This window comes from Micropruina sonneratiae (assembly GCF_025972045.1).
Classification (GTDB): domain Bacteria; phylum Actinomycetota; class Actinomycetes; order Propionibacteriales; family Propionibacteriaceae; genus Micropruina; species Micropruina sonneratiae.
In genome coordinates this window covers 280,178-297,810 of sequence record NZ_JAPDHX010000004.1, presented here as the reverse complement: position 1 = coordinate 297,810, position 17,633 = coordinate 280,178, and the positions used below count along the sequence as shown (strand labels likewise).

General features: G+C 73.6%; 17 protein-coding genes and 1 riboswitch. Of the genes, 6 read left to right on the top strand and 11 right to left on the bottom strand.

The features are described from left to right. Window positions 1–51 precede the first annotated feature (51 nt). From cobF to cobI, 6 genes are read right to left on the bottom strand one after another with little or no spacing between them, the layout of a single operon-like run. Complete coding sequence (gene cobF / locus OIE40_RS12395; RefSeq protein ID WP_264702697.1) at window positions 52–816, bottom strand: precorrin-6A synthase (deacetylating); 765 nt, start codon at window positions 814–816, stop codon at window positions 52–54. Continuing rightward, a complete protein-coding gene (locus tag OIE40_RS12390; RefSeq protein WP_264702696.1) occupies window positions 813–1,460 on the bottom strand; it encodes a precorrin-8X methylmutase in 648 nt (215 codons plus the stop codon). The genes cobF and OIE40_RS12390 overlap by 4 nt, the downstream gene beginning before the upstream one ends. Beyond that, window positions 1,457–2,758 carry a CbiX/SirB N-terminal domain-containing protein gene (locus tag OIE40_RS12385; protein WP_264702694.1) on the bottom strand — a complete coding sequence of 434 codons (1,302 nt, stop codon included), beginning with the start codon at window positions 2,756–2,758 and terminating at the stop codon, window positions 1,457–1,459. The genes OIE40_RS12390 and OIE40_RS12385 overlap by 4 nt, the downstream gene beginning before the upstream one ends. Further along, a complete protein-coding gene (gene cobJ, locus OIE40_RS12380) occupies window positions 2,751–5,195 on the bottom strand; it encodes a precorrin-3B C(17)-methyltransferase (protein WP_264702692.1) in 2,445 nt (814 codons plus the stop codon). Before cobJ ends, OIE40_RS12385 begins: the two co-directional genes overlap by 8 nt. Further along, window positions 5,192–6,022, bottom strand: a complete 831-nt coding sequence (cobM, locus tag OIE40_RS12375; RefSeq protein ID WP_319805232.1) for a precorrin-4 C(11)-methyltransferase — start codon at window positions 6,020–6,022, stop codon at window positions 5,192–5,194. Before cobM ends, cobJ begins: the two co-directional genes overlap by 4 nt. Next, a complete protein-coding gene (gene cobI / locus OIE40_RS12370) occupies window positions 6,019–6,783 on the bottom strand; it encodes a precorrin-2 C(20)-methyltransferase (protein WP_264702691.1) in 765 nt (254 codons plus the stop codon). Before cobI ends, cobM begins: the two co-directional genes overlap by 4 nt. A 53-nt stretch (window positions 6,784–6,836) precedes the next feature. Next, window positions 6,837–6,900: riboswitch (cobalamin riboswitch) on the bottom strand. A gap of 86 nt (window positions 6,901–6,986) precedes the next feature. On the opposite strand from cobI, the gene OIE40_RS12365 reads away from it, so the two are divergent. Together OIE40_RS12365 and OIE40_RS12360 are read left to right on the top strand one after the other, a co-directional pair. Continuing rightward, window positions 6,987–7,925, top strand: coding sequence for a cobalamin biosynthesis protein (locus tag OIE40_RS12365; RefSeq protein WP_264702689.1), 939 nt, complete (start codon window positions 6,987–6,989; stop codon window positions 7,923–7,925). Then, window positions 7,922–8,656 (top strand): cobalt-precorrin-6A reductase, encoded by a 735-nt coding sequence (locus tag OIE40_RS12360; RefSeq protein WP_264702687.1) that lies wholly within the window; start codon window positions 7,922–7,924, stop codon window positions 8,654–8,656. The genes OIE40_RS12365 and OIE40_RS12360 overlap by 4 nt, the downstream gene beginning before the upstream one ends. 128 nt (window positions 8,657–8,784) lie before the next feature. Here the strand turns inward: OIE40_RS12360 and cobBC are convergent, their stop codons facing one another. Both cobBC and cobO read right to left on the bottom strand, forming a co-directional pair. Continuing rightward, window positions 8,785–11,205, bottom strand: coding sequence for a bifunctional hydrogenobyrinic acid a,c-diamide synthase/histidinol phosphate aminotransferase CobBC (gene cobBC / locus OIE40_RS12355; RefSeq protein WP_264702685.1), 2,421 nt, complete (start codon window positions 11,203–11,205; stop codon window positions 8,785–8,787). Continuing rightward, a complete protein-coding gene (cobO, locus tag OIE40_RS12350; protein WP_264702684.1) occupies window positions 11,199–11,813 on the bottom strand; it encodes a cob(I)yrinic acid a,c-diamide adenosyltransferase in 615 nt (204 codons plus the stop codon). Before cobO ends, cobBC begins: the two co-directional genes overlap by 7 nt. 59 nt (window positions 11,814–11,872) lie before the next feature. On the opposite strand from cobO, the gene cbiT reads away from it, so the two are divergent. The 4 genes from cbiT (at window position 11,873) to OIE40_RS12330 (ending at window position 14,290) form a co-directional block, all read left to right on the top strand. Beyond that, a complete protein-coding gene (gene cbiT / locus OIE40_RS12345) occupies window positions 11,873–12,448 on the top strand; it encodes a precorrin-6Y C5,15-methyltransferase (decarboxylating) subunit CbiT (protein WP_264702683.1) in 576 nt (191 codons plus the stop codon). A 279-nt stretch (window positions 12,449–12,727) separates the two neighbouring features. Continuing rightward, on the top strand, window positions 12,728–12,949 hold the full coding sequence (locus tag OIE40_RS12340) for a CbtB domain-containing protein (protein ID WP_264702681.1): 222 nt from the start codon (window positions 12,728–12,730) through the stop codon (window positions 12,947–12,949). 12 nt (window positions 12,950–12,961) lie between these two features. Further along, window positions 12,962–13,738 carry a CbtA family protein gene (locus OIE40_RS12335; RefSeq protein ID WP_264702679.1) on the top strand — a complete coding sequence of 259 codons (777 nt, stop codon included), beginning with the start codon at window positions 12,962–12,964 and terminating at the stop codon, window positions 13,736–13,738. A 6-nt stretch (window positions 13,739–13,744) separates the two neighbouring features. After that, entirely contained in the window at window positions 13,745–14,290 is a 546-nt protein-coding gene (locus OIE40_RS12330; RefSeq protein ID WP_264702677.1) for a histidine phosphatase family protein, read from the top strand. Window positions 14,291–14,305: 15 nt separating this feature from the next. On the opposite strand, the gene OIE40_RS12325 is transcribed toward OIE40_RS12330, so the two are convergent. The 3 genes from OIE40_RS12325 to OIE40_RS12315 all read right to left on the bottom strand — a co-directional run bounded on the left by OIE40_RS12325 (window position 14,306) and on the right by OIE40_RS12315 (window position 17,457). Then, window positions 14,306–15,742 (bottom strand): cobyric acid synthase, encoded by a 1,437-nt coding sequence (locus OIE40_RS12325; RefSeq protein WP_264702675.1) that lies wholly within the window; start codon window positions 15,740–15,742, stop codon window positions 14,306–14,308. 62 nt (window positions 15,743–15,804) lie between these two features. Further along, window positions 15,805–16,578 (bottom strand): GAF and ANTAR domain-containing protein, encoded by a 774-nt coding sequence (locus tag OIE40_RS12320; RefSeq protein WP_264702673.1) that lies wholly within the window; start codon window positions 16,576–16,578, stop codon window positions 15,805–15,807. An 84-nt stretch (window positions 16,579–16,662) separates the two neighbouring features. Next, a complete protein-coding gene (locus OIE40_RS12315) occupies window positions 16,663–17,457 on the bottom strand; it encodes a sigma-70 family RNA polymerase sigma factor (RefSeq protein ID WP_264702672.1) in 795 nt (264 codons plus the stop codon). Between the last annotated feature and the right edge of the window lie 176 nt (window positions 17,458–17,633).

The following is a 17,633-nucleotide window of genomic DNA, read 5'->3' as shown; positions in this document are numbered from 1 at the left end:
CGGGTCGGTCGAGTGCACCGTTTTCAGGGTCGACGCCCGGGTGGCGGTGACTCAGCGTCGGCGCAGCAGGTAGGTGTCGAACATCCAGCCCTTGGCCGCGGCCGCCTCGGCGCGCACCCGGGCGATCTCCTCGCGCACCGTGGCCAGGTCGCCGGCGACCAGCAGCTCGTCGGGGGTGCCGAGGAAGGCCGCCCAGTAGATGTCGAGGCCGGATGGGTCGATCAGCCCGAAGGTCTGCCTGCCGTCGAGCATCACCACCACATCGTCGACGCCGGCGGGCATGCCGTCGCGCAGCAGTCTGGCGGGAGCCACCTGCACGGCGCGGCCCTGCCGGTTCAACGGAATCCGGTGGGCCGCGGTGAGCGCGTGCACGCAACTGATGCCCGGGATCACCCGGATCTGCAACTCGTGCGCGACGGTCGCCGAGGCGGCCAGTTCGGTGACGATCGCCAGCGTGCTCTCGTACAGGCCCGGGTCGCCCCAGACCAGGAAGCCGCCGGTGCCGCCCTCGGGCAATTCGCGTTCCACCGCCGCCCCCCAGCTCTGCAGCCGTTGGGCCCGCCACCGGGCCACCGCCGCGGCGTAGTCGGGGGCGGTGCGCCACGGGCGCGGCGGATCGGTGAGCTCGACACTGCGCAGGGGCGCGTGGCGGTGCCGGGCGATCAGCGAGCGGCGGAAGTTCACCAGTTCGTCGTACTCGCCCTCCTTGACCACGACGAACAGCACGTCGAGGGCGTTGATCGCGTCGATCGCCTGCAGGGTCAGCCAGTCCGGGTGGCCGGCGCCGATCCCGATCAGCAGCAGTTCACTGCTCACTCGACCTCGCTGGCGATCGCGTTGATGGCGGCGACGGTGATCGCGGAACCGCCGCGGCGTCCGTGCAGCACGAGGTACTCCAGGCCGAACGGGTTGTCGGCCAGCGCCTGCTTCGATTCGGCCGCACCGACGAAACCGACCGGCAGGCCCAGCACCCCGGCCGGCCTGATCCCGGTGTCGCAGACCACCTCGAGCAGGTGGAACAGGGCGGTGGGCGCATTGCCGATCGCCACCACCGCCCCCTCGAGCAACGGCTTCCACAGCTCGACGGCGGCGGCGGTCTTGGTCGTGCCCAGTTCGGACGCCAGCGCCGCCAGCCGCGGCTCGCCCAGGTGGCACACCACCTCGTTGTCGGCCGGCAGCCGGGACCGGATGATCCCACTGGCCACCATCTGCGCGTCGCACAGGATCGGCGCCCCGGCCCGCAGCGCCGTCCGGCAGGACGCCACCAGCCCCGGCGACCAGGCCAGGGACGCGGGCAGGTCGGTCTGCCCGGCGGCGTGGATCATCCGCACCGCGACGGGGGACAGGTCGGCCGGCAGCGCCGACAGGTCGGCCTCGGCGCGGATCGTCCCGAACGAGCGCCGGTAGATCTCGGCACCGTCGGTCAGGTACTCGTAGCGCACCTGCCGGGGGTCGCTCACAGGCCCTCCTCGGCGACCACCTCGAGGAACCGGTTGCGGATCGCCCGGGCGCGCATCGGGTCGTGACTGGTGATGGCCGCCACCGTCACCCCGGCGGTGTCGCCGGTCGCCGGGGTCCAGGCCGACCCCTCGTCGGCCGAGTCGGCCCGCACGCAGAAGGTGTGGCGTTGCTCCGCGGCGGCGACCACGGCGGCGTTCACCTCGGCCGAGTCGGTCAGCGCCATCACGTACCAGGCCCCGTCGAGGTCGTCGGGGGTGAAGTCGCGGGCCTGCCAGCCGATCGTGCCGGCATCGGCCAGGTGCTGCAACGAGGGGTGCAGCTCGTGGGCGATCACGTCGACGGTGGCGCCGGCCTCGAGCAGCTTCGGGACGCGGCGCCGCGCGACGCAGCCGCCGCCGACCACCAGGGTGCGGCGTCCGGCGAGCAGCAGACCGGTGAGGTAGGCGGGCGAGCCCATGGTGGTGCGCGCCCGCAGCGCCCCCTCCTTGTAGCGCTGCGCGACGACCTCGGCGAGCTCCTGGCCGGGGCCGATCACGTCCGCGACCCGCACCTCACAGTCGGGGTGGGCGGTGCGGAACCGTTCGACGTGGCCGTGCACCCACTCGTCGAGGCGTCCGGTGAACAGGAAGTGCGGCATCACCACGATGCGGCGGCTGCCCGAGGCGTAGTACTGCTCAAGGATGTCGGGCACCGACGGCCGCACCACCTGGATGAACCCGGACAGCACCTGGTGGTAGCCGCCGGTCTCGAAGATCACCCTGGAGAGCCGGACGTGGTCGGCGTTGGCCTCGGTGAGGCTGCAGCCGCGGCCCACCATCAGCACGTCGGTCTCCTCGGCCGGCCAGTCGCGCCGCGCTTCGGCGATCCGGGCGTGCACGGCCCTGATCAGGGCGGACGGCGAGCCGAGGTGCCGGGTGCGCACCACCGTGGCGTCGACGTGGTGGGCCTTGGCGGCGTCGATCGCCTCGGGGATGTCCTCGCGCACGTGTCCGCCGGTGCCCAGCATCAGCGGCACCACCACCGCGGCCGGTGCGGTGGCCAGCACCTCGTCCAGCGCCTGGTCGATCGTCGGCGGGGTCAGCTCGACGAACCCCGCCTCGACCCGGACGCCGGGCAGCAGCCCGCGGACCCGCTCGACGAGCTGGTGGGCCGCCTCGGCGCCCGCGTTCACCCGGGTGCCGTGGCCGGCGATGACCAGCGGTGGCGGCGAGGACGGGACGGCGGCCGGGTCGGCCGGGGCCGGTACGTGCCGGTCCTCGGGCGCGGGGACGAGTGCGGGCAGGGCGGGCTCAGGCATGGTGCATCCAGTGATAGTCGCGCGGGGTCACCATGACGGTGCCTCCGCGTCCGGTTGGCAGGTAGCGGGTGGTCGACGAACCGATCACGACAAGGGAGTTCATGTTCACCCAGGTGGGGTCGAAGTCGGCCAGGGTGGCGCAGGTGACCTTCTGGTCGGGCCGGCACGCCTCTTCGACGACGGCCACCGGCGTGGTGGCCGGGCGGTGCGCGGCGAAGATCTCCAGGGCCCGCGGCAGGTGCATCAGCCGGGTGCGGCTGCGCGGGTTGTACAGCACGGTGACCAGGTCGGCCTCGGCGGCAGCGGTCAGCCTGCGTTCGATGGTCTGCCAGTCGGTGTGCAGGTCGGACAGCGAGATGGTGGCGTGGTCGTGACCCAGCGGCGCGCCCAGGATCGCCGACACGGCCAGGCTGGCGGTCACGCCGGGGACGATCTCGACGGCGATGCCCTCGGTGCCCTGTTCCAGGGTGGGGGACGCCATCGCGTAGATCGCCGGATCGCCCGAGCAGACCAGGGCCACCCGGCGTCCCTCCCGGGCCTTGGCGATGGCCAGGGCGGTCCGGGCCTCCTCGGTACCCATGCCCGAGGCGTGCACCTGTGTGCCGGGGCGGATCAGGTCGGTGACCTGGTCGACGTAGGGCCGGTAGCCGACCACGACGGAGGCGTTGCGGATGGCGTCCTGGGCCCGCGGCGTGGTCAGGTCGCGTTCGCCGGGCCCCAGCCCGACGACGGCGAGCATGCCCATCGGTTCGATCCGGCCGATCGCGCAGGTGGCCTCGGTGGTGCGCTGCTTGGGCACCACCAGCTCCGCACCCTGGGCCAGCACGGACGCCTCGGCGACGCTCGGCGTGCCGACGGCTGCCAGCGCGTGATCGCTGGGATTGGGCACCGGGTGGGCGGCCAGGGTGTCGGCGGGAAAGGTGACGAACGGCAGATCGAGGCGGGCGGCCAGTGCGACCAGACCGGGCTCGTCGGACTTGGCGTCCACCGACCCGATCGCGGCCAGGGACTCCCACGCCAGGCCCGCACCGCTCAGGGTGTCGCGGAGCAGCGCCTCGAGCGCGTCGGCGGAGGTGCCGCGGTTGCATCCCATTCCGGCCACCAGGGACGGGGGCCGCAGCACCACCGTGGGCAGGTTCGGGTGGTCGGTGCGGCCGGGTGCACCGGCTTGCGCGCCCTCGCCCTGTGCCTCGCCCGGTTCGGTGGATTCGGCCGGGGACTCGTCGCTGACCACGATCCTGGCCACGGCGTCCGGGACCGGCTCGGCGACGTTGCCGGGCAGCGGCGGCAGCGGCCACGGCCGGGTGCGGGTGAGCGCCACCGGGTGGCCCTCGAGGATGGCCCGGGTGGTCTGCGCGACGTCGCCCGACCAGGGCCAGCCCAGGGTGTCCAGGGCGGGCAGCCCGAGCGAGTCGGTGGCGGTGGTGAGCACGGCGGTGCCGCCCAGGCCCTCGGCGATCCGGGCCGCCAGCTCGTTGGCGCCGCCGCCGTGACCTCCTACCAACGGGACGGCGAACCGGCCCGCCTCGTCGACCACGACCACGCCCGGATCGGTCTTCTTCGACTCCAGCAGCGGCGCGATGATCCGGGTGGTGGCGCCCAGCGCCAGGTGGCTGATGATCAGGTCACACTCTGCCCAGGCCCGCGGCAGTCCGGCCACGGCGCCCTCGGTGTAGCGGCGGGTGGTCACGCCGAGCACGGCGTCGAGTTGGTCGGCCCGCGCGATCGACGCCAGGCCCGAGGTGACCTGCCCGATCACGTCCGGTCCGTGGCGGTCGGGCCGCAGCGGCGTCGTGGACGGCTCGGGCCCGGCCACCACGCCCGACCAGGCGGCGTCCGGTTCGGCGGGCAGTCGGTCCAGGATGAGCACCACGTTGGGTTCGAGCGGCTCGGTCACCAGGGCCTCGTCGGCGCTCAGCAGCCGGACCCGCTCGTCGGGTTCGCCGAGCCGTTCGGCCAGCACGAACCAGCGCTGCAGCCCGGCCAGGCCGGCCGCCAACTCCCGGACGCCGTGGTCGGGCGCGGTGAACACCGCCACCTTGGGGTGCCGGCGGGCGGCGTCCAGGGCGGTCTCCAGCGGACGCCCGTGCACGCTGACCACGGCGGCGTCGTCCCAGGGCAAGCCGACGGCGGCGAAGGCGGTCGCGATCGACGACACCCCCGGCACCACCGCGGGCCGTAACCCGGCCGCCCGCAGCGAACGGACCACACCGAAGTACAGCGGGTCGCCGCTGGCGATCACCACCACGTCGGCGTCCTCGGGCAGGTCGACGATCCTTTCCACCGCCAGCCGGAGTGCGCCCAACGTGATCCGCCTATCCGGCTCGACGTTGAGGGCGTCCAACAGGCGGCGTCCGCCGACCACCCGGTCAGCGAGGGCCGCTGCCTTGCGGAGCGCCTCGGAGGGGGCGCCGAGCAGTCCGTACACGGTGATCATCGGTGCGTCCTGCGGTGGATGGTGTCGTCGGCCGGTACCGGGGGTGCGCCCTCGGCCCGGCGGTACTCGTGCCGGAAACCCGGGTGGTAGAGGTGGCTGCGGGTGTCGCCCTGAGCGGCGAGGGCGGGGCCGACGAGCACCACGGTGTGCTTCCACAGCTTGTGTTCGGACATGGTCGCCGACAGTTCGTCCAGCCGGCAGCCGAGCATCAGTTCGTCGGGCCAGGTGACCTTGTAGCCCACGATGCAGGGGGTGTCGGGGGCGTAGCCGCCGGCGATGAGTTCGTCCTGCAGCACCTTGTGCCGGGCCGCCGACAGATACAGGGCCATCGTGGCGCCGTGGGCGGCGAAGTTGCGCACCGTCTCCTTCGACGGCATCGGGGTACGCCCGCCCTCCAGCCGGGTCAGGATGAGCGTTTGCGACACCTCCGGCACCGTGATCTCGGCGTCGGCGAGGGCCGCGGCGGCCGAGAAGGCGGAGACGCCCGGGACGGTGCGGTGCGGAATGCCGATCTCGTCACAGATTCGGCGCTGCTCGGCGGTGGCGCCGTAGATCGACGGATCGCCGGTGTGCACCCGGGCGACCAGCAGGTTGTGCTCGTGGGCGCGCCGGTACAGCGGTTCGATTCCCTCCAGCGGCTGGGTGGCGGAGTCGACCACCTCGGCGTCAGGGCGCGCGCCGGCCACGATTCCGGCGTCCACCAGCGAGGAGGCCCAGATCACGATGTCGGCCTCGGCGATCACCCGGGCGCCGCGGACCGTGATCAGGTCGGACGCCCCCGGTCCGGCGCCGACGAACACCACTTCGCCGTGTTCGCGCCCGGTCACAGCCGCCCCCCGGTCGCGGTGCGCGTCGGGGCGACTAGCACGGTGGAGAAGTAGGGCGCGCGGTCGGCGTCCAGCTCGGCCAGCGGCATGAGTTGCTCGCCGGCCAGTCCGACGTTCACGCCGATCACCGCGGTGGCGTCCGGACGCCGTTCGCGGACCAGCCGCTGCACCTCGTGCAGGTGGCGTCCGCCCTTGTAGGCGACCACGGTGTCGGACAGTTCCAGGGCGCGGGCCAGGGTCTCCAGCCCGGCGGTCACCGGCACCAGGGTGAGCAACTCCTGCGCCTCGACCAGCGGGACGCGGCCGGCTGCGGCCAACGCCTGCATCGCGGTGATGCCGGGCACCACCTCGACCACCACGTCGGGCAGGGCGTCGCGGACGTGGGCGGCCAGGTACGAGAACGTGGAGTAGACGCTGGGGTCGCCGACGGTGGCGAAGGCGACGCTGCGGGCGGCGCCGGCGTAGGCGTCCAGGGCGGCCTGCGCGGACGCCTCCCACGACTGCCGGCGCTTGGTGCCGACCCCGGAACGCTGCGCCATGCTGAACGGCACCCGCACGATGCGGCCGGCCGCCTCGGGGCAGGCGTGCAGCACCACCTGTTCGGCCCGGCCCACCTCGGTGGCGCCGGTGTCCGGGTCGGGGACCAGGATGGCGTCGGCGGCGGCCAGTACCCGCACGGCCTTCACCGTGACGAGTTCGGGATCGCCGGGGCCCACCCCGACGCCGGTGAGCGTCGGTGGGGTGGCAGGGGCAGCAGGCAAGAGAGCCTCCTCAGGTATCCGCGCCCGATGTCTGTGCTCGACGGAAATGGGCAGTTCCTGACTTCCGGATCGCTCCGGTCACAGTGGCGGGACCGTCCCGGAGTCGCACCGGGTTCCTCAGCTCATTGACCGCGTTCGTGAGTCAGTCTGGCACACTCGATCGGACCGCGCGGGGCATCCGCAACAACCGGGTGAGGAGCGACATGAAGGGTCCGGTGGCGCTCGGTTTGGGCCTGGGTTGGGTGGCTGATCAGCTGCTCGGCGACCCGGCCCGCCACCATCCGGTGGCGGGCTTCGGTGCCGTGGCCAACGGCCTGGAGCGGCGGCTGTATCGCGACGAACGGGCCGCCGGTGCCGCGTTCACCGCGACCCTGGTCGGTGGCGCCGGGGCGCTGGGCTGGGTGCTGCAGCGCGGCGTCCGGGGCAGCGCGGCGGGCACCGTGCTGCTGACGGCGGCGGCGACCTGGACGGTGCTCGGCGGCCGTTCGCTGACCCGCGAGGCCGACCTCATCTCGGCGTCCCTGCAGGCGGGCGACCTGGCCGCGGCCCGCGACCGGGTGACGCATCTGGTCAGCCGCGACCCCGCGTCGCTGGACGCCGACGGGGTGGCCCGCGCCACGCTGGAGTCGGTGGCCGAGAACACTTCGGACGCGGTGGTGGCGCCGCTGCTGTGGGGGGCGGTGGCGGGCGTGCCGGGGCTGCTGGCGTACCGGGCCGCCAACACCCTCGACGCGATGGTCGGCTACCGCAACGAGCGCTACAACAACTTCGGCTGGGCCTCGGCCAAGCTGGACGACCTGCTCAACTGGGTGCCGGCGCGGTTGGCCGGGGCGCTGGCCTCGCTCGCGGCACCGGTGGTCGGCGGCCGGACACAGGACGCGGTGCGCTGCTCGGTCGAGCAGTCACCGGCCCATCCCAGCCCGAACGGCGGGGTTGTGGAGGCGTCCTTCGCGGGCGCGCTGCGGGTGACGCTGGGCGGCCGCAACACCTACGGCGGCGTCGTCGAAGATCGCGGCGAGCTGGGTTTCGACCCCGGCCCCGGCCCGGCCGATCTGGCCCGCGGGGTGACGTTGGCGAAGGTGGTATCGGCGGCCGCGGCGGTGGTGAGCGTCGGACTGGCCTGGCGTTGGTCACGACGATGACGGTGCTGATCCTGGGCGGCACCAGCGAGGCGCGCGCCCTGGCCGCGAAGCTGCAGGGGGCCGGCGTGGACGCGGTCACCTCACTGGCCGGGGCGGTCGGCGGCACCTCCGCACCACCGGGACGGCTCCGGGTCGGCGGCTTCGGCGGGGCGAGCAGGCTGGTGGCCTACCTGGAAGCGGAGTCGATCCGGGCGGTGGTCGACGCCACTCACCCGTTCGCGGCCCGGATGAGTGCGAACGCCGCGCAGGCGTGCGCCGCGGCAGGGGTGCCGTTGCTGCGGTTGTCCCGGCCGAGCTGGCGGGCACGTCCGGACGCTGCCTCGTGGCACTGGGTCGCTGACCTGGAGGCTGCCCGGGTGGCGGCCGAGCGGCTGGGGCAGCGGGTGTTCCTGAGTGTGGGGCGGCAGTCGGTGGCCCCGTTCCTGTGCTGGACCGACCGGTACGTGCTGCTGCGGGTGGTGGAGCCGCCGGATGAACCCCTGCCCCCGGCCTGGGAGTTGCTGCGGGCCCGTGGCCCCTACGCCCTGTCCGGGGACCGCACCCTGCTGGCAGGCAGGCGCATCGACGTGCTGGTCACCAAGGACGCCGGCGGCACCGCGACCGCCGCCAAACTCGACGCCGCCGCCGAACTCGGGGTGGCGGTCGTCGTGGTCGAGCGTCCCGCCGACCCCGCTGGGGTGCCTCTGGCCTGCACCGTTGGCGAGGCGCTCGACTGGGTGCTCGGTCACTGACCCTGAAAACGGTGCACTCGATCTGCCCGGCGCGTGGCCTGTGAGGCGAGATCTTCACTCGGCGGGGCGACGAGTGCACCGTTTTCAGGGTGAGGCCTCAACCCCGCTGGTTGAGCCTGTCCCCCTTATCAGCGGTGCAGCCGGGCCAGGCCGTCCACGAAGGCGTCCCAATCGTGCGGTACCTTCGCCCGGATCCAGGTCGGACCCAGGCCGGGGAAGGTTTCGGCCCGGCGCACTGCGAAACCAGCCTCGGCAAGCGCCGGGCGCACCGAGAGCGGGCCACAGGCTGCGGTGTCGATCAGCAGGAACGGTGCCACGGAGGTCACCGACGGGAACCCCGCCGCGGCGAGGTCGGCGGCGAAGCGCTCCCGGCGTTCGGCGAGTTCTGCGTGGCGAGCCCGGGCCTCGGCCAGGGCATCCGGGGCGGCGGTCGCGATCATCGCCGCGATCGCGGGTGACGACACCGACCAGGCAGGCTGCACGGCCGCGGCCCGCTTGATCAGCTCGGGGTCGCCGATCAGGTACCCGACCCGCAGGCCGGCCAGCCCCCAGGTCTTGCTGAGCGAGCGCACCACCAGGCGGCCGGGCATCGACGAGGCGATCAGGGACTCGGCCTCGTCGGTGGCGTCCATGAACGCCTCGTCGACGACCAGGACCCGGTCGCCCTGGGCGGCGAGCAGGTCCTGGGCCCGGTGCAGCCAGCCGGTCGGGTTGGTCGGGTTGCCGACGAACAGCGCGTCGGCCCATGCCGGCAGTTCACCCAGGGCGGGGGTGCCTGCGCCGGTCCGCACCGGCAGCAGCCAGCGCTGCACGGCCAGCCCGGCAGCCCGCAGGGCGGCCTCGGGTTCGGTGAACTGGGGGTGCACCACCATCGGGTTCGCGGCGCCGATCACGCCTGCCACCAGGGCGAACGCCTCCGCCGCGCCGTTGGTGGGCAGCACCATCGAGGCCTCAACGCCGTGCCGCTCGGCCAGGGCCCGGCGGGCCGGTTCGACGTCCGGGTAGGCACCGAGCTGCCGCGTTTCTGCGCCGATGACGTCGGCCAGCCATGGCGGAGGGGCGGCGAGTTGCACATTGACGGCCAGGTCGACCAGGCCGGGCGCAAGGTCGCGGTCGCCGTGGTGGCGCAGCGCGATGCCGTCCAGCTGCGCCGGCGGTGCGGCCGGCCGCGGAGCGGATGGTGCGAAACCGGACGCCGCGTTCGCCAGCCGGTGCGCCAGGGCGGGGTGACCGGCGTAGTGCAGGTGCAGGTAGCCGGTGTGCAGAGTCGGGGAGCCGCGGCCCGCCGGGTCGAGCGAGAAGCCGTCGGTGCGGGCGTCCCACGACCAGGCCGGAGTGGCGGCGCCGGGCGTGGTCAGCGTGCGGTGGAACTCGTGTCCGGTGACTCGCTGGCCGGCGTGCGCCAACATCGTCTCGGCCGGGGCGCACGCCGTCCGGTACCCGAGGCTGAGCCGCGGCGTCATCCGGGCCGAGGCCGGCAGCACGCCCACCATGGGGTGCCCGTCCAGGTGTTCGCACAGGTACAGCTGCCCGGCGCATTCGGCGACGGTCGGCAGCCCGTCGCGGATCGCCGCTGCAAGGCCGGCCCGCAACGATGCGTTGCCGCTCAGTGCGGCCGCGTGCACCTCGGGGAACCCGCCGCCGGCGTAGAGCGCCCCGATCCCGGCGGGCAGAGCGGTGTCGGTCAGGGGATCGATCTCGACGACCCGGCACCCGGCCGCCACCAGCAGTTCGGTGGTTTCGGCGTAGCGGAACGTGAACGCCCGGCCGGCCAGCACCCCCACCAACGGAGACCCGGGCACGGCGCTGACCTCGGTTGTCGGATCCCAGGCGGGTGCCGCCAGCTCGCCGGCAGTGCCGGCCACCTCGATCACGGCGTCCAGGTCGACGTGGCCGGCCAGGTGCTCGGCCAGTGCGTCGATGGTGGCCCGCGACTCGGCCCGCTCTGCCGCGGGCACCAGGCCGAGATGGCGCGACGGTGCGCTGATGCCCGCGTTGCGCGGCAGCACCCCGAGCACCGGGACGCCGGCCCGTTCCAGGACGGCCGCCAGCTCGGCGCCGTGGCGGGCGCTGCCGACCCGGTTGACTATTGCGCCGGCCACCCGCAGCCGGGGGTCGAAGTCGCGCAACCCCAGCGCGGCCGCCGCGGCGGTGCGGGAGCTGCCGGCGGCGTCCACGACCAGGACGACCGGTGCGTCGAGCAGTCGTGCGACGTGGGCGGTGGAGCCCTCGCCGTCGGTGCCGAGGCGTCCGTCGAACAGGCCCATCACTCCCTCGACGATCGCCACCTCGGCCGGTTCCGGAACGGTCGCGCCGTGCACGAACAGCGGAGCCACCCGGTGCTCGCCGACCAGCACGGGGTCGAGATTGCGGCCGGGACGCCCCGTGGCCAGCGCGTGATAGCCGGGGTCGATGAAGTCCGGGCCCACCTTGAACCCGGCGACCCGGACGCCTCGGCCGCGCAGCGCGGCCATCAGCCCGGTGGCGACGGTGGTCTTGCCCGCCGAGGAGGCCGCGGCGGCGATCACCAGCCGGGGAACGGTCACCATTCGATGCCCGCCTGACCCTTCTGGCCCTCATCGAACGGATGCTTGACCTTCACCATCTCGGTCACCGTGGTGGCGATGTCCAGCAGCGCCTGCGGGGCGTCCCGGCCGGTGATGATGACGTGCTGGACGCCGGGGCGGCGGGCCAGTGTCGACACCACCTCGTCGACGGGCAGCCAACCGTAGGCCAGCGGGTAGGTGAACTCGTCGAGCACGTACAGGTCGTGGCGTTCGGCGGCCAGGCCCGCGCTCACCTCGGCCCAGGCCCGCCTGGCCGCGGCGCTCTGCTCACCGCGGTCGGCCCCGGGCCGGCGGAAGGTGAGCCCGGCGCCGAGCGTCTGCCAGCTCACCGGACCGCCGATGCCCGCTTCGCGGTGCGTGCGGTCCAGCTGCTCGAAGGCGACCCGTTCGCCGCTGCGCCAGCGGCCCGACTTCACGAACTGGTAGACGCCGATCGACCAGCCCTGGTGCCAGGCCCGCAGGGCGGTGCCGAACGCGGCGGTGGTCTTGCCCTTGCCATGGCCGGTGTTGAGGATCAGCGCCGGGCGGCGCCGTCGCTCGGCAGTGCTCAGCCCGTCATCGGGAACCTCGTGGGGTGCGCCTCGGTTCACCCGGCCGATTGTGCCGCATCGGGGCGAGCCGCTCTGCCCGTCCGGCTAGGGTCGGCCTCGTGTCCGACCAGTTGTCCACCGGCCTGCCCGACGATCGGTTCGCCAGTGACGGCCTGCTGACCAAGCGGGTGCTGCGGGCCGCGGCGCTGTCCAGCCTCGCCCCGCACGGCGACGAATTGCTGTGGGATCTGGGCGCCGGCTCGGGCTCCATCGGCATCGAGTGGTGCCGCTTGTCGTCCGGCAACGCCGCGGTCGCGGTCGAACGCACCGCGGAGCGGCTGGAGCGGATCCGGGCCAACGCCGAGCGGCACGGCGTGGCGGAACGGCTCCGGATCGTGGCCGGCGACATCGCCGGCGCGCTTCCCGCGCTGCCGCGTCCGGACGCCGTCTTCGTCGGCGGCGGGGTGGACGCGGCGGTGTTGGACGCCTGCTGGTCGGTGCTGCCCGCCGGCGGACGGCTGGTGGTGCACAGCGTCACGGCGGACTCCGACGCGGTGCTGCTGGAGGCCTACCGCGGGCACGGCGGCGAACTGCTGCGGATCGGCCTGGAATACGCCGAACCCATCGGCCGGTTCACCGGTTTCAGGCCGGCCCGTACCGTGACGGCCTGGGCGGTGACCCGGCCGGCCTCCTGACGGTGCCCGCCCACCGCTGAGGGCGTCGGCGCGCCCTGCGGCTGCGGGTCACGGGGGACCCCGGACAACCCCGACGGACCCGCTCGGCGATCGCCGCCAGGCATTTTTCGTTTCGGCCTCAGGCCGGGTTCGCGAGGTGGATACTGAAGCGAGCGAGCAGCTTGGAAGCCGGTGTGATCCCGGCGCGGTTGCGCCACTGTGAGGGTGAGAATCCCGAGCCAGACCCACCTGTTCGCATCACTTCAGACAACGGGCCGCATCAGCTCGGAAGGAGCCCTCATGAGTGCCGCCGCCATCCCCAACGAACCTGCCATCACCGTCGAACTGCCCACCCTGTCGCTGCGCGAATTGTGGCCCTGGATCCTGTTCTCGATCCTGATCGCCCTGCTGGCGGTCTACTTCGTGGGCGCCGAACAGGGCGCCACCTCGGTGTTCTCCGGCACTGCCGTGCACGAGTGGGTACACGATGCCCGCCACCTGCTCGGCTTCCCCTGCCACTGAGGGCCGGACATCATGCTGACTCCCAGGGAGTTCCTTGTCCGCGGCCTGCTGGCCGGCCTGATCGCCGGCGTGGCCGCATTCGTCGTCGGCTACGTCGTCGGTGGACCGTCGGTCGGCGCCTCCATCGCCATCGAGGAGGCCGGCGGCGGTCACAGCCACGGTGACGAGGCGGAGGCACCCGCCGAAGCCGAGGACGAAGGCACCGTGGTGCCGCGCGACCTCCAGTCGACGCTCGGCCTGGCCACCGGGACGCTCGTGATGGGCACCGCGCTGGGCGGCCTCGCCGGCATCATGACCGGCGTCGCGTTCGGCCGGTTCGGACGCCGCAGCGCCCGCTCCACTGCGCTCGCCGTCGCGGGTACCGCCTTCACCGTGTTCTACGTCGTGCCGTACCTGATCTACCCGCCGAACCCGCCCGCCGTCGGCCTAACCGAGACCATCGGCTACCGCACCGGGTTGTACGTCGCGATGCTGGCGATCTCGATCGTGGCCGCCGTGCTCGGGCTCTACCTGGCCCGCATGCTGCGCGGCCGGCTGGGCGCCTGGTACGCCGGCCTGGTCGGGGTCGGCGGCTACGCGGTGATCATCATCATCGCCCTGCTGGTGCTGCCCCGTTACAACGAGGTGCCGGACGACTTCCCGGCCACCGTGCTGTTCGCCTTCCGGCAGGCCAGTGTGATCACCCAGGCCGTGCTGTGGGGGGTCATCGGCGTGGTGCTCGGCGAACTGACCCACCGGCTGATGGTGCGGGGCGCCGCCGCCACGCCGGTGCCCGCCACCGTCGGCTGAGCCGCGGTGCGACTGACCCTGCTGGCGCACGGCGACACCGCCGCTGCACGCACGGGGCTCTTCGGAGCTCCGCGCGATCCGCTCGTGGCCGGACGGCGACCGCCCGCCGTCCACGGGACGATCGCGCGGGGACCCGAGACCGCATGCGCCGACACGGCAGCCCTGCTCGGCGCGGCCTCGGCGCCGGTGCATCCCGGACTGGCCGGTCCCGACTTCGGTGACTGGGCGGGGACCCCGGTGGCCGACCTGGCCGCCACAAACCCGGCCGGCCTGCGGGCCTGGCTGACCGGCGCCGACGCCGTACCGCCGGGCGGGGAGTCGCTGGCGCAGCACCTGCACAGGGTCGCCACCCAGCTCGACGGCGCACCGTTCGCCGCCGGTGCGGTGGTGCTGGTGGTGTCGCCGCTGACGGCTCGGGCGGCCTGCGTGCACGCCCTGTGCGCGGGCCCGCAGGCCCTGTTCCATCTCGACGTCGGCCCCTACACCCGGGCGGTGATCACGGGCGGGCCCGGCTCATGGCGGCTGCGGTCGCTGACCCCCGACCGCGGCTGAGCGACGGCCTCGAGGTCAGCGGGCGAGCCGGTGCACGGCGTCCACGTCGATGCACTGCTCGAGGGCATCGGCGAGGCTCTCCAGCATCAGTTCACGGCGGTCGCGGAACCCGACCGCGCCGGGCATCGGCCGCCACGTCGAGCCGGACGCCGCCGCCACCTCGGCGAGCCAGTCCCGCCTGAACCCGTCGTTCTCGAACGCCCCGTGCCAGAGGGTGCCCCACACGGCGCCCTGCCGGACGCCGTCCAGGAACGGTTCGCCGCCGGTGGCGGTGACGACGCCGTGGTGGATCTCGTAGGCCTCGACGCGGTGGCCCTGCCAGGTGCCGGTGGGCCGCCCCAGCACCTTGTCGGGCGAGAAGTCGACCCGGGTCGGCAGCAGTCCCAGGCCGGGCTGGACGCCGCTCGCCGACTCGACCGGATCGTCGATGACCTCGGCGAGCATCTGGTAGCCGCCGCAGATGCCCAGCACCGGACGCCCGGTGCGCGCCCGCTGCGCGACGGCGTCCGCCAGCCCGCGCTCACGCAGCCAGGCCAGGTCGGCCAGGGTGGAGCGGCTGCCCGGCAGCACGACCAGATCGGCGTCGGCGACTTCGGCCGGTGAGCGGGTGGCGATCACGTCCAGGCCGGGCTCGGCCGCCAGGGCGTCGAGGTCGGTGGCGTTGGAGATCCGCGGGAACCGCACGGCCGCGACCCGCAGCGTGCCGCCGGCACCCGGAACCCGCGGCCAGTGCGCGAAGGCGAGCGCGTCCTCGCCGTCGAGCCAGACCTCCGGCAGCCACGGCACCACACCCAGGCACGGCAGCCCGGTCCGTACGGTCAGCTCGGCCAGGCCGGGGTCGAGCACCGACTGGTCGCCGCGGAACTTGTTGATCAGGTAGCCGGCCAGCAGGGCCCGGTCGGCGTCGTCGACGATCGCCCAGGTGCCGAAGATCGCCGCCAGCACACCGCCCCGGTCGATGTCGCCGCACAGCACGACGGGCAGGTCGAACCGCTCGGCCAGGCCGAAGTTCACGTAGTCGCCGGCCCGCAGGTTGATCTCGGCCGGCGAGCCGGCGCCCTCGCACAGCACCAGTTCGTGCGCGGCGGCCAGTTCGGCGTAGGCGGCGAAGGCCGCCTCGGCGAGCCGGCGGCGTCCGGTCGCGTACTGCCCGGCCTCGAGCGTGCCGGCGGGTTCGCCGCGCAGCACGATGAACGAACGCCGGTCGGTGCCGGGCTTGAGCAGCACCGGGTTCATCGCCGAGGTCGGCTCCAGCCGGGCCGCCTGGGCCTGCAGGTACTGGGCGCGTCCGATCTCCGAGCCGTCGGGGCAGACCATCGAGTTGTTCGACATGTTCTGCGCCTTGAAGGGGGCGACGTCGACGCCGCGGCGCTGCAGCGCGCGGCACAAACCGGCGGTGATCAGCGACTTGCCGGCGTCGGACGAGGTGCCGGCGATGACCAGCCCGGTCACCGCTCGCTCCCGTCCGGCCCCATGGTGACGATCCTAGTCAACCGATCCTTGCCGGGTGGGCGCTACTCGGGGCGGGGTTGCAGCCGATCCGGTTCCGAGCGTCGCCCACGACGTTCCGCCGCCGGCAGTTCGCCGGTCAGTTCGACGTCGGTGGCGACGTCGCGGAGCTTGCGGTTGAGGTGCTGGCTCGCCCGGCTGAGCAGGGTGAACGCCTGTTCGGAGGTGACCTGGTGGCGGGCCATCAGGATGCCGATGGCCGTGCCGATCTGCCGGCTGCTGCTCAGCGCGATGTTCAAGCCTGCCACCTCGCGCTCGTGCAGCAGGCGGTTCACGGCGATCGCCGCGAAGGGCGCGAAAATGGAGGCGACACCCTGGTCGAGGTCGTCGAAGGCGTCCGGGGCGAGCGCGTAGAAGTTGAGGGCGGCGCGTTCACCGCCGATCAGCCCGACCCGCACGCACAGCATGCTGCGGACGCCGGTGGTGGTCACGCAACGAGGGGCGAACTCGGGCCAACGCCGGTCGCCGGCCAGGTCGGCGCTGAGCACCAGGTCGTCGCCGTTGGACGCATCCAGGCACGGTCCCTGCAGCAGCGTGTACTGCAGGGCATCCACCCTGGTCGGCAGCGGGTCGCTGACCGCGACCGATTCGGGTGAGCCGTTGGGGCGGAGCAGGGTGATGCCGGCGTGGTTGGCGTGCGGCAGGGCCGCGCCGGCCAGGTCGACGACGCGTTGGGCGTCCACCTGGCCGTCGGGTGTGGCCAGCAGGGTGGAGATCATCGAGAAATGGGTGCCCAGGCTCGCCAGCTCGGCTGACTTCAGCGCGGGATCATCGGTCATCGACCAGCACCCCCATGGTCGGAGCGGGCCGCCCCAGTGGCGGCGTGCGACCCTGTCACGGTAGCAAGCCGACGCGCTCCCGACTCAACCCGCGAGCGGGGCGGACACCGGGTCGAAGGCCGCCCTGGCACGCGCCAGGATGCCGCCCAGGATGCGGGACACCTGCATCTGCGAGACGCCGAGCCGCCGGCCGATCTCCGCCTGCGTGCACTCCTCGGCGTAGCGCCACTGGATCACCTGCCGGTCGCGGGGCGGCAGAGCGGCCAGTACCCGATGCAGGGCGATCCGGTCGGTGCTGGTGGCGGCGATGTCGACCCCGGCCGACAGCAGGGTGCCGACGGTCTCGCGAGCCTGGTGCTGGACGGGCGCGTCGAGCGACAGCGGCTGGTAGCTGTCGGCGCAGTCCAGCGATTCGGCGAGCCGGCGCGGCTCGACGCGGAGTTCCGCCGCGAGTTCGTCGATGCTCGGACGCCGTCCCAGCCGTTGCTCGCTGTCGTCGTGGGCGACGGTGGCGCGGGCGCGCAACTCCTGCAGGCTTCGCGGCGGCCGCACCACCCAGCAGTGGTCACGGAAGTAGCGCTTGAGTTCTCCGGTGATGGTGGGGACGGCGAACGCCGCGAAGCCGCGCTCGTGGTCGGGCCGAAACCGTTGCACGGCCAGCAGCAGGGCGGTGCGGGCGACCTGGACCAGGTCGTCGGGTTCAGCGCCCCGTCCGGTGTACCGGGCGGCCAGGGCGTCGGCCAGCGGCAGGTTCAGGCGCAGGATGCGGTCGTTCAGCCGGCGCCGTTCGAACTCGTCGGTCGCGCGCTCGCGCGCCACGAACAGTGCGTGGGTCTGGGTGTCACGGGGGTGTGGAGCGTCGGGGAGGGAACGCGCCATGAAGGCTCCTCGGGGGAGGGCCGAGTCGGCGCGTGGCTTGACCGCCCGGGTGTCTCGACACTGCCAGACCGGACGCCGTCGACGTCCCATCCCAAAGGGTGAGGGGGACCCGGGTCCCGGCCATCGACCCCGACGCCATCGGGGCACACCCGCCGGGAGCCGATCGCCGTTCGTGC